General features: G+C 28.1%; 10 protein-coding genes and 2 pseudogenes. 1 reads left to right on the top strand and 11 read right to left on the bottom strand.

Annotated elements, in window-relative coordinates:
- Window positions 1-11 precede the first annotated feature (11 nt).
- From cysK to waaF, 3 genes are all read right to left on the bottom strand, one after another.
- Window positions 12-914 (bottom strand): cysteine synthase A, encoded by a 903-nt coding sequence (gene cysK, locus L8X28_RS02440; protein WP_263664830.1) that lies wholly within the window; start codon window positions 912-914, stop codon window positions 12-14.
- Window positions 915-1,010: 96 nt separating this feature from the next.
- Window positions 1,011-1,313, bottom strand: coding sequence for an HU family DNA-binding protein (locus tag L8X28_RS02435; RefSeq protein ID WP_039619003.1), 303 nt, complete (start codon window positions 1,311-1,313; stop codon window positions 1,011-1,013).
- 92 nt (window positions 1,314-1,405) lie between these two features.
- Complete coding sequence (gene waaF / locus L8X28_RS02430) at window positions 1,406-2,320, bottom strand: lipopolysaccharide heptosyltransferase II (protein WP_263665428.1); 915 nt, start codon at window positions 2,318-2,320, stop codon at window positions 1,406-1,408.
- 52 nt (window positions 2,321-2,372) lie between these two features.
- Between waaF and L8X28_RS02425 the strand changes: the two genes are divergently transcribed.
- Window positions 2,373-3,173 (top strand): glycosyltransferase family 2 protein, encoded by an 801-nt coding sequence (locus L8X28_RS02425; protein ID WP_263665427.1) that lies wholly within the window; start codon window positions 2,373-2,375, stop codon window positions 3,171-3,173.
- A gap of 4 nt (window positions 3,174-3,177) precedes the next feature.
- On the opposite strand, the pseudogene L8X28_RS08400 reads toward L8X28_RS02425, so the two are convergent.
- The 8 genes and pseudogenes from L8X28_RS08400 to L8X28_RS02380 form a co-directional block, all read right to left on the bottom strand.
- Window positions 3,178-5,119, bottom strand: a pseudogene (locus L8X28_RS08400) (motility associated factor glycosyltransferase family protein).
- Complete coding sequence (locus L8X28_RS02410) at window positions 5,107-5,871, bottom strand: oxidoreductase (protein WP_263665424.1); 765 nt, start codon at window positions 5,869-5,871, stop codon at window positions 5,107-5,109. Before L8X28_RS02410 ends, L8X28_RS08400 begins: the two are co-directional and overlap by 13 nt.
- Window positions 5,871-6,578, bottom strand: a complete 708-nt coding sequence (locus tag L8X28_RS02405) for an acylneuraminate cytidylyltransferase family protein (RefSeq protein ID WP_263659304.1) — start codon at window positions 6,576-6,578, stop codon at window positions 5,871-5,873. The genes L8X28_RS02410 and L8X28_RS02405 overlap by 1 nt, the downstream gene beginning before the upstream one ends.
- Complete coding sequence (locus L8X28_RS02400; RefSeq protein ID WP_263665423.1) at window positions 6,571-7,473, bottom strand: Gfo/Idh/MocA family protein; 903 nt, start codon at window positions 7,471-7,473, stop codon at window positions 6,571-6,573. The genes L8X28_RS02405 and L8X28_RS02400 overlap by 8 nt, the downstream gene beginning before the upstream one ends.
- Window positions 7,470-8,498 carry a nucleotidyltransferase family protein gene (locus tag L8X28_RS02395; RefSeq protein ID WP_263665422.1) on the bottom strand — a complete coding sequence of 343 codons (1,029 nt, stop codon included), beginning with the start codon at window positions 8,496-8,498 and terminating at the stop codon, window positions 7,470-7,472. Before L8X28_RS02395 ends, L8X28_RS02400 begins: the two co-directional genes overlap by 4 nt.
- Entirely contained in the window at window positions 8,495-9,655 is a 1,161-nt protein-coding gene (neuC, locus tag L8X28_RS02390) for a UDP-N-acetylglucosamine 2-epimerase (protein WP_263665421.1), read from the bottom strand. Before neuC ends, L8X28_RS02395 begins: the two co-directional genes overlap by 4 nt.
- On the bottom strand, window positions 9,645-10,655 hold the full coding sequence (neuB, locus tag L8X28_RS02385) for an N-acetylneuraminate synthase (protein WP_263665420.1): 1,011 nt from the start codon (window positions 10,653-10,655) through the stop codon (window positions 9,645-9,647). The genes neuC and neuB overlap by 11 nt, the downstream gene beginning before the upstream one ends.
- Window positions 10,642-11,764 (bottom strand): annotated as a pseudogene (locus tag L8X28_RS02380) (N-acetyl sugar amidotransferase). Before L8X28_RS02380 ends, neuB begins: the two are co-directional and overlap by 14 nt.

Raw genomic sequence — 11,764 nt, 5'->3', positions numbered from 1 at the left:
CACGCTCCTAATTATAAATTTGCAAATAAATCAGTTGACAAATATCGCTCGGCTGTATCATTTAACATAGTCAAGACTTTTTTATCAGGGTTTTCTAAAGCAATTTTTCTAGCCATATATACATTTGCGCCACTTGAAATTCCTGCCATTATGCCGTTTTTACCAAGCTCTAAGGCTGTATTTATAGCATCTTCATTACTTACACAAACTATCTCATCTATAATTTTTTGATTTAAAATTTTAGGGATAAAATTTGCACCTATACCTTGAATTTTATGGCTTGCAGCGGTATTTTGGCTCAAAAGTGGCGAAGATGCGGGTTCTAAGGCTATGATTTTGACATTAGGATTGTGTTCTTTTAAAATTTCTCCTACCCCGCTAATAGTCCCGCCTGTACCAAAACCTGCTAAAAAAATACCAAGATCAGGCAAAGCTTTTAAAATTTCTAAAGCAGTATTTTTTCTATGTGCGTTTTTATTGTTGATATTTTCAAATTGACTTACCATAAACGAATTTGGAATTTCACTCAAAAGCTCATTAGCTCTATCAAGCGCTCCTTGCATGCCTTTACTTGCTTGAGTAAGCTCTAGCTTTGCACCAAAAAAACTCATCATTTTTCTACGCTCAATACTCATAGACTCAGGCATAGCTATGATAAGTTTAAGCTTTAAGCTTGCACAAATCATTGCTAAAGCTATGCCGGTATTTCCACTTGTAGCTTCTATAATGGTTGTTTCTTGATTGATTTTACCTTCATTTAAAGCTTGTTTTATCATCTCCACAGCCGCTCTATCTTTTATAGAATGACTTGGATTAAAATACTCGCATTTAGCATAAAGATTTGGAGCAAATTCTTTTAAAGAAATAATCGGGGTATTACCTATACAATCTAAGATATTATTATAAACTGACATTGTCTTCCTTTAATATTTTTAAAAACAATATCAAAAGAAAATTAATACTTAACTATGAAGAAAAACGCAAAAGTTTTTTAACTTTTGCGCAAAGAATTATTTTTTAGCTTTTTTAGCAGTTTTAGCAGCAGCAACTGCGTCTTTAAGGTTTTTACCTACTTTAAATTTAGCAACTTTAGTAGCAGGTACTTTGATAGTAGCACCAGTACTTGGTACTCTAGCTTCTCTAGCAGCTCTTTCAGCTACAGAAAATGTACCAAAACCAATAAAGCTAATGCTATCACCTTTAGCTAATACATCAGTAATAGTAGCGATTACTGCATCAGTAGCTGCAGTTGCATCTTTTTTAGTTAGCCCAGCAGTTTGAGCAACTTGAGAAATAAAATCTGCTTTAGTCATAAAAAGCTCCTTGATTAAAAATGATTGTTAAGTTTAACACATTTATCAAGCTTTTGCAAGAGGTTTAAACCCAAATCACAAAGAAAAATATGCTAAAAAAATGTTTTTGCTAAATTTATTACCACTTCAGGCTTTAAGTCTTTCATGCATTTGTGGTGTTTTAAAGGGCAGACCTTTTGCATACAAGGCATACAAGCTAAATTTAAATGTGCTATTTTAGCATTTTCTTGCCAAGGCGAGGTTTGACTAAATTTAGTCGAGCCAAAAATAGCCACCGTTTTCACCCCATAAACTGCACCTATATGCATAGGACCACTATCGTTTGTGATGAGCAAATCAAGCATAGAAATATTTTTACATAAAGCATAAATACTAGTTTTGCCACAAAGATTTTTTGATTTGATACCTTCTTTTAGAAAAAAATACTCAATTTCATCACAAATTTCTCTCTCACTTTCTACTCCAAAGATTAAAATTTGATGAGTTGAGCTAAATTCTTTTGCTACCCTTGCAAAATAGCTCGCTTCCCATCTTTTCGCACTTCCAAAATGCGCACCCGGGTTTATACCTAAGATTTTTTGAGTTGATTTTGCTTTTATAGGGAGTTTTAAAGCATTTGAAGTGGCTTTAAAATTTAAGGCTTTTTCTATGAAATTTAAGTATTTTAAGACTTGGTGTTCTTCTTTTAGAATATTTTTATCAAAATAAAATCTTTTTTTTGCTTTGATTAGATTTAAAATGATCTTGCTTGAAAATGCCGAGCGAAACGAAAAAGCTAGATCAAATTTACCAAGGTTTTTTCTAGCTTTTAAAATTTGCCTATATCTTTGCTTTTTATTTTCTACTAAAATTTGAGCATTTTCAAAGCGTTTAAAAAGCTCTGTGCTTACAAAAGAACCATAAAAAGTAAATTTAGCTTGAGGGTATTTTTCTTTCATAGCATAAATAGCTGCACTAGCCATCACCGCATCACCAAGCCAAGTAGGAAGGTTGATAAAAATATTCATAATTTTCCTTAAAAATAAAAGCTATAATTATATCAAAAAATAAAGAGCTAAAATGAGTCAAATTTCCATCATACTACCAACCTATAATGTGGAAAAGTATATTGCTAGAGCATTAGAAAGTTGTATTAAACAAACTTTTAAAGATATAGAAATCATTGTGGTAGACGACCTTGGCAATGATAAAAGTATAGATATAGCTAAAGAATATGCTAGTAAAGATGATAGGATAAAAATCATACATAATGAAGAGAATTTAGGAACTTTTGCTAGTAGAAATATAGGTGTATTAAATTCAAGCTCACCCTACATTATGTTTTTAGATCCTGATGATTATTTAGAGCTTAACGCTTGTGAAGTTGGACTTGAAAAAATCAAAAATGTAGATATGGTAGTGTTTGATGCATATGTACATAGGGTGAAATTTAAGAAATTTTATAGATTTAAACAAGATGAACTTTTTAAAAAAGATGAATTTTTGGAATTTTTACTTAAACAAAAGCATTTTTGTTGGAGTGTTTGGGCGAAAGTATATAGGAAAAATTTGATTTTAAAAAGTTTTGAGCATGTCGATTTTAAAGAGAGGCTTTGCTATGGAGAAGATGTGCTTTTTAACTATATAAATTTTATGCTAAGCGAGAGCTTTTTTGTATCGAAAGAATGTACATACCGCTATGAATTTAATGAAAATGGTAGATATGAAAACAAAAATAAAGAAATTTTATGGCGAAATTACAAAGATAAAAAAAGAAGTTTTGAGCTTATAAAAAAGCTCTCGTGTAATTATAAAAAATTTAATGAAAAATTACTTGAAATTTTTGAAATCGATTTAATAAATTTAAAAAATAGATTATAAAATATCAAAAATTGACATTTTTTAAAGCTCTTTGTTCGATTTTTTCTACTAAATTTAGAAAACCTTTTTCTATAAGCTCATCTTTAGTTGTAACTATACTTCTTTGTAAAACTTCCTTTTGAGAGTCTATATGAGCTATGATTAATTTTATCCAATCTAGGTGTTCTTTTATCCAAAGCATTGATTTATTGTAGCTATCTTCTTGTGTTTTTGGATTTAACACATAAATTCTTGCTAAATTTAATTCAAATTGTCTGATTAAAGGATTAAGTACTTCACATAAACTATGCATTAATAAACCTTCTACTTTTGTTTTAATCGTATTGATTTGATGCATAATGTTTTCTAATAACTCTTTATTATTTTGATAACCTGTTAAATCAACATCGTTTGATACTAGTTCCAACTCATCATTAAAATTTTTACTTAATTTTTCACAAATTTGTATATCTTTATTTATTCTATAATATGCTTTTAATAATAATTCATTTTGTTTATTTAAATTTAAATTTTCAAGTTTTGTAAAAGGCTTGTTCAAATCTTTTTTAATAATTTTTCACATACTTGCTTAAAAGGCTCTTCAATGGCTCCATTTATTCTTGCTCCACCCTCAGTGCAGTTGTAAATTTTCATATTCATCTTATTAAAAGTAAGAATATCATTTTCAAGTACTTTCTTAAAAAAAATCCATGTTTTATGTGTTTTAACATGGCCTATTCCACCATACCCCAACACATCTATATGTTCATAGGTATCAGTTTCGAAAGTTGATGAATTTTGATAATCTTTTGGATGGGATTCTCCTATATCATTATAAGCTAAATCTTGCCCAATAAATATTATATTACTATGTTTTAAATGAACCGATAAATAACAGGCCATATGAGCAACACTCCATCCCATGTTAAAATACCCAAAATCATTTAAAGAACAATATTTAAAAAAATATTCTGGAGTTGAAACTATCATATATTTTCTTTTATTTTTTTCTAAATACTTAATAGTATTTGGATGAGTAACTGATTTAATAACAAATAATATATCTTTATCAAATTCACCAAAATCATTGTTAAAAAATTCACTAGTAAAATCAGTTCTTTCAAGTGAAAAAACATAATCAGGTTTAATATTTGCTTTTGCAAGTATAGGATAAGCACTATCAGCACAAAATATACTGGCTTTGTTTTGGTATTGTTTTAAAAGTGGAAGTTGTTTAGTTAAGCTAGGTCCTGTTGAGACTATTATAGCTGTATCACTTAAATTTTTTCTTTTATTTAATAATTCTTTATAGCTTGGATTGGCTATCATTTTAGGAATATTTTGTGTAAAATGTTTTATACCTCGCAAGGCATCTAATGGATCATCTCCAATAGAAATTATATTTTCTTTTATAGCATCTTGTATTAAAGAATTTAATTTCAAAATTTCTTCTTGATACTTGTCATCATAATAATCACAATGTATCTCTAAAAAATAAGTCCTTAAAAATTTAAATATCAAATTGCTTAAAAACAAATTTTTCAAATCATTGATATTTTCATTATTTGGATCTAGTAGTAATAATCTATTTTCTTTTAATTCTTGAGAAAAATCTATCGCTTTAAACATAGTATAAATTATATTTACATCAGATTCAAATACTAAAATAACCTTATGATTTGGATTTTGCAAAAGAGCTTTGTATAAAATTCCATTTCCAAAACCATAAAAGAATAATATAGGATATAAAAGATATTTATCATTGTATAAATTTAATGTTTTATTTAATTCTTCTAGCGGCTTATCATAAAGCCTATACCCCCCCCCCGTCTATAATATTTATATCTAAATTATCATCACCTTGCACTATTTGATAAGTTTGATTTACTTTTTTTTAATTGCTCTTTTAAATTATGATCAAACACTGCATTAATATTATTTTCTAAAATACTCATCAAAGTCCCCATCCATCATCTACTATTATAGTTTGTCCTGTTATAAATTTAGAATAATCTGACATTAAAAATATCAAAGTCCCGCACACATCATTAGCATCTAACATACCTTTAGAAGCACAACACTTTCTATAAGCATCTAAAAACACTTGGGGTTGATTGTCTTTTATACCACCAAAGGCTACGCTATTTACTCTTATATTTGTATTAAAAAGCTCCTTAGCAAGCCAAACACCAAGATGATTAATGCCAGCTTTAATCACACTATATTCTAAAGAACTTTGCATGGAAGTTCCTTTATAATTTTCAAATTTAGGTGCATAAACACCCATAATCGAACTTAAATTAATAATATTTCCAAAGCCTTGCTTTTTAAAAAATTTTACCATTATATTAGCTATAAAAATAAAACTAGCTAGATGCAAATTCAAACTTTCACAAATTTGTTCATAACTTGCTTCATAATAAGCAATTTTCCCCCAATCTTTACTCACAGGATAAGCACAATTAACAAAAGCATCAATTTTTCCAAATTTTAAAATAGCTTCTTTTAAACAATCTTCAATTGCTTTATAATCGTTTATATCAATTTTTTTGCTTAAAATGCGTTCTTTATTATTTAATTTTGATGCTAAGTGAAATAATCCTTCCTCGTTAATATCTGCAATGATAATTTTTCCATTATGCTCTAAACACGCCTTGCTCAAAGCACTTCCTATACGGCCACATGCTCCTATTATAAATACTACTTTATCTTTAATCATTAAAAATCTTCCTGTTTTAAATTAGCCTTTTTGATTAAAAATTCTACTATTTCAAAATCAAACTCACTATCTATATCAAAAGCTGTCTTTTCATCCATTATATACAAGCTCGTATCTTTTCCAAATAAAGTATCATTTTTTAACAATTTTTCCCTAGTAAAAATATAAATACTAGCATTCATATCATAACATTTTGGAGCACTTTGACGCGTAGTGAAATTTCCTTCTTTAGACTTTTTTACCTCATCATTATCTACTTCTATTAGATTAAAATACGGGTTGCGTCTTGCTGGAGTAGCTGTAATTAAATTTGACTTTTTTTCTTGTTTAAAAAGCTCATATGCTTTGCAAATATCTTTACTATTTCGCAAAGGTGCAGAAGCATCAAGATCTATTATGGTGTTAAATTTGGTATTAAAATATTCTTCGCTTTTTAACAAAGCATCTTTTATAACAGGCAATTTAGCACTATCATCTTTTGCCAAATTTTCATCTCTTTTGAAAAAAACTTCTCCGCCATATTTTAAAGCAACTTGTGCTATTTCATCACTATCTGTACTAATTACAATATGTTTAAAAAGTTGAGAATTTTTAGCTTGGATTATGCTATAAGCAATTAATTCCAAATCATTAATTTTTCTAATGTTTTTATTTTTAACCCCTTTACTATCACCTCTTGCACATATTGTGCATAAAATATTATTCACTAGATCTCCTTTTGACTTCATCACATAATTTTAAAACATCAAAAGCTTCATAAAGATTGCACACGCTACAATCCTTTTCTATAATTTTTTCATGAAGACTTATTAAATTTTTTATCGTATCACTTTGGCATTCTTCCACCTGCAACGAGGTAGTTGTTCCAAAAATGTATAATTTGTTATTGACTAAATCTGCCTTATAAGTTTTATCACGAGAATGCAAAACAATCTCTCTTTTTGTAAATTTAGAAAAATAATCAAGTTTGATATGAATTAATTCTTTTTTAGATTTTAAAGATAAAAATGCAAAATCATCACTATTAATTTCAAGTTCAGAAATTTTTAAATTTTGAGCATATAATAATTTTAATTTTTCAAAAAAATAATACGCTAAATCAAGCTCATGGGATAAATCCAATAAAACTCCTCCACCTAATTCTTTTTTTGCACTATAATTTTGAGTATAATTACAAATTCTCCAGTTTGGTAAATATGATGAGCAATTAAATTCAACAAAATAAATATATTGATCTTTTTGTATAATAGTTTTTATTTTTTCCACTAAAGGATGAAAGCGTAGCAAGTAAGCTACATAAATATAATTACCATTGATAGAGTTAAACTCTCTATATTTTTCAAATAAAGGCTTTTCAACTAAAATAGTTTTGCCTTTTACTTTTTTATCGATTGATTCTAAAGTTTCATAGTGATTTATCGTTATAGTTGCTATAACAAATAAATCAATTTCTTCTAACTTTACTTCTTGCAAGCTCTTAAAGCATTGCAAATCATTCTTTTTATAACTTCTTGAAACTACGCTAACTTCATAACCTAAGTGCTTTAAAGCTAAGTAGTGTTTTTTTCCTATACTACCAAATCCTATAATCAAAGCTTTCATTGAAAATCCACAATCGCCTTTTCATATTCTTCAAGTCTTCCTATATCAATCCAATAATCTTGTAATATATAAGAATTTATTTTTAATTTTTTATCTAACAATCGCTTAATCAAATTAGGCATATCTAAATACACATCTTTTTTGATATACTTTAAAACTTCTGGTTCTAATACATAAATTCCAGCACTAACTAAAAATTTCTGTATAGGTTTTTCTTCTATATCTTTTATATCGTTGTTAGAAATTTTCACAACACCGTAAGGAATTTGATGCTCAAATTCTCTAAGTACCACACTCATCACTGCTTTGCTTTTTTTATGCTCTTGAATAAGTTGATCAAAATCAAGTTTAGTTAAAATATCTCCATTCATAACAATAAATGATTTTTTCATATCTTTTACCAAAGACAAAGCCCCGGCAGTGCCAAGCTTTTGTTTTTCTTTAATATAAGAAATTTCAACACCCCAACTTTTGCCTTCTTGAAAATAATCACAAATAACTTCTTTTTTATAATTTACACAAAATATAAACTTTTTAAAACCTTGTTCTTTGAAATTTAAAACAATATTTTCGAGTATTGGTTTTTTACCTATTTTTAACATAGGTTTTGGAGTATTTTTGGTAAGTTCACCCAATCTACTTCCAAGACCTCCAACCATTAGAACTACTTCATTTTCAAAACTTTTTTCTTTAAGAATTGAAGCAATAGATTTTATAGCTATGACTTCATTTTCACTATTTAAGACAGGAAAATCATAAATATCAGTTTGACTAGCTAATTTTAAAAGCTCTTCTTTACTTGTATTTTCTTTAATGGTTAACGAATTCTTAGTATAAATTGTTTCTATACTATCTTCAAGCTTTTTGCCATTTAATAAAGCTCTTCTAATGTTAGAATCACTAATTACACCTAAAAATTTATCATTTTCTACCACCAAAGCTATTCTAACACGCTCGCTACCTATAATTTTTAAAGCTTCTTGTATGCTTGCATTTTTAGCAAGTTTTAATTTTTCAATACTCATTGTATATCCACAAATTTTTTATATAAAATTTTTTCCAAAGAAATATTTTTTAAAATATCCTTTATCATTAGACTTGTATTTTTACCTTCACACTCAAAAGGATTAATGAAATTTTTTAGCTTATCTTGATATTCTTTGGTATTAACATACAAAAACGCTTGTTTTAAATGATAAATATCACAATTTATAATATTATCAGCAAAAATTCTTCCTTCTTGCCTGTTACCTATATTGATACAAGGAATTCTTAAAAAAGGACTTTCGCAAATTCCACTTGAGCTATTTCCTATAAGCATATTTGCTATTTTCATTAAACTTAAGTATCTTTTAGAGCCCAAATTATCAAATAACTTTGCTTTATGAGATTGTTTTATACAATACTCATTTAAAAGCTCATTAATATATAAGCCATTCTCATCAGCATTTGCTTTCGTAAAAATTAAAGTAGAATTTTCCAAACTATCTAAAAGTTCAAGCAATAATTTTATTTCTTTTTTAACGCTTGATTTTTGTATCGTTTGAGGATGATAAGTTATTAAATATATATTTTCATCAAATATCAAATTCAATTCTTTTTGCAAATCTTCCTTGTTTAAAAAATTCATATTATTGATATTTTCTCCCCCTAGAGAACCTACATTAAAAACTCTATCTTTACTTTCTCCAAGTTGCAAAATTCTATTTGCATAAGTTTGAGTACTAGCAAAATGCAAATGCGCCATTTTACTAATAGCATGCCTAATGCTATCATCAATAGCTCCCAAAGTAAGCTCACCTCCACAAAGATGCGCTAAGGGAATTTGCATTACCAAACAAGCGCTAGCACAAGAGAGCATTTCATATCTATCGCCTAATATCACCACAATATCAGGTTTTAATTCTTCAAAAGCTTCACAAAGTGAAATTTGTAAAAGCCCCATACTTTTACAAATACCTACACCATCATTGTTATTAAGCAAAATGGGAATTTTTTTATTTACTTTAAATTCTTTTTCAATCTCTTGATAAGTAAAACCAAAATCTTGGCTTAAATGAGCTGCTGTAACAATAAGCTGCAAAGTTAATTCATTATCTTGTTCAATGTATTTGCATAAATTTCTTAACAAATACCACTCAGCCCTAGTACCACTAATAACACAAATTTTTCTACTCATCAATTAACTCATCTTCAATATAATCTCTACTAGCAATTTTACCTAAATATTTATCATATTTCATAGCACAAATTCCATCCCCTGGTCGCTTTGTGGTAAGATTTTCTTCACTAAAACATTCGCCCTTTTTTATAACTTTTTTAGCTACAAGAGATTTTCTAGCAATGGCTTTGTTTTTACTTTCACTTTTGCTTGGAATTTTAACACCATCTCCAAAAGCTTGTTCTAACTCTCTTATAGCTTTCACCATAGCTTTTAATTCTTCAGGTTCTAAGGATGCTTGATGATCAGGCCCTTGCATACTTTTATCTAAAGTAAAGTGTTTTTCTATCACACAAGCTCCCATAGCTACAGCTGCTATAGGTATAGTTATACCCAAAGTGTGATCAGAATATCCTACGGGCAAGCAAAAGGCTTTTTTTAAAGTTTGCATAGCCCTTAAATTTACATCTTCAAAAGGTGTAGGGTATTCAGTGTTACAATGTAAAATGATGATTTTATCTCTTTGAGTGCCATTTTGCACCAAAATATTTAAAGCTTTTTCAATCTCACCTAAAGTGGCCATTCCTGTCGATAAGATGATATTTTTATTAAAACTAGCAATTTTTTTCAAGTAAGGAAGGTTAGTTAATTCTCCACTTGGAATTTTAAAAATTTCTATATCAAATTTTATAAGTAAATCAATACTTTCTAAATCAAAAGCAGTGGAAAGAAATTTAATATTAAATTTTTTACAATGTTCTATTAAAATTTCATGATCTTGTTTGGAAAGTTCTAGTTTTTTAACCATATCAAGCTGGCTTTGATTTTCATCAGTAGCTTGGAGTTGATACTCTGCTTTTTTGGCATTTTTACTTATACAATTTTCAGCTACAAAAGTTTGAAATTTTACAAAATCAGCCCCAGCTTCACTAGCTACTTCTATAAGCTTTTTAGCTAAATTTATATCACCATTATGATTAACTCCAGCTTCTGCTATAACAAGGGTTTTATTGTATTTCATTTTTTAATTTATATTCTCCAAATTCATTCTTATAAAATAACTCTTTATTATAATGCTTTTCTACTATACTCCAAAATTTAGATTTTGAAATACCTAAAAAACTACAAAAATCTTCTATGCATTTATTATCCAAATTGTGATCTTTTTGTTTTACTATTTTTACGGCTTCATCTCTACTTAAAAGTCCATATCTTACAAATCTAGCAGCATAATCACTAGCCATAGCATGACCAAATTTTGGATATTTCATCCAAGCATGTAAAATATAAGCAATACTATCTACTTGATCAAAATTTTCAGCACAATGCCTCCTGTCCCATTCTCCATTTAAATCACTAAAGCCTCTATTTTTGGCAAAAACATAATTAGAATAAGAATTCCGCCTAACAAAATAACTTAAATATATAGGATATAACTTGCCAATATTATCTTTGCTAGGATCAAAAAACAATTGCAAATTCTCTTCCTTTATTTCATCATCTATAAATTCATTAATATCCAAATCACTTGCTACCCCATTTAAAAAAATACCACTTGCATCAGGAGTTTCAATGTTGTCATTCCCGCCATATTCATATGAAATATTTTCCCCATAGACAAGCAAAAGTGTATTAAATTTCAAAGCCATAGCAAAAAGGGTAAGAATAGATTAATCTATCTATAAACCAGGTAGGTTTTCCATACTTTTCAAAGGTTTTCAACATAACTTTTTTTTGAGTTTTTATATCAGGTTTTAAGCTTATAAGATGACAGCCAAATTCTTCAGAAATATTTTTTAAATTTTTCTTCCCAGCTTCAGTCATAGTAAAATTATCTTCTACGCTAAATAAAATAGGATTCATTCCTAATTTTTCTTTCATAATATGTACTTGAAAATGAGAATCTTTGCCCCCACTTACCGCAATAGCACAATCATACTCATACTTACCATTCATTCTTCTATATTTATCACAAAGTTTTTCTAATTCTTTAAATCTAGCTTCATAATCAATATTTTCTTTATTTTTATGATTTACACAAGCTGAACAAATATTTTTACCATTTTTATCTTTACTAAATTTTATCCCTGGTCTCGTATCTGGCATTACGCAATAATCACAATATTTCAT

This window comes from Campylobacter sp. CNRCH_2016_0050h (assembly GCF_025772605.1).
Lineage (GTDB): Bacteria > Campylobacterota > Campylobacteria > Campylobacterales > Campylobacteraceae > Campylobacter_D > Campylobacter_D lari_D.
This window is presented reverse-complemented; position numbering and strand designations above follow the sequence as displayed.

Excerpts from the sequence above, each read along its gene's own strand:
- cysK (WP_263664830.1), bottom strand. The coding sequence starts at position 914 with ATGTCAGTTTATAATAATATCTTAGATTGTATAGGTAATACCCCGATT.
- L8X28_RS02435 (WP_039619003.1), bottom strand. The coding sequence starts at position 1,313 with ATGACTAAAGCAGATTTTATTTCTCAAGTTGCTCAAACTGCTGGGCTA.
- waaF (WP_263665428.1), bottom strand. The coding sequence starts at position 2,320 with ATGAATATTTTTATCAACCTTCCTACTTGGCTTGGTGATGCGGTGATG.
- L8X28_RS02425 (WP_263665427.1), top strand. The coding sequence starts at position 2,373 with ATGAGTCAAATTTCCATCATACTACCAACCTATAATGTGGAAAAGTAT.
- L8X28_RS02410 (WP_263665424.1), bottom strand. The coding sequence starts at position 5,871 with ATGATTAAAGATAAAGTAGTATTTATAATAGGAGCATGTGGCCGTATA.
- L8X28_RS02400 (WP_263665423.1), bottom strand. The coding sequence starts at position 7,473 with ATGAAAGCTTTGATTATAGGATTTGGTAGTATAGGAAAAAAACACTAC.
- L8X28_RS02395 (WP_263665422.1), bottom strand. The coding sequence starts at position 8,498 with ATGAGTATTGAAAAATTAAAACTTGCTAAAAATGCAAGCATACAAGAA.
- neuB (WP_263665420.1), bottom strand. The coding sequence starts at position 10,655 with ATGAAATACAATAAAACCCTTGTTATAGCAGAAGCTGGAGTTAATCAT.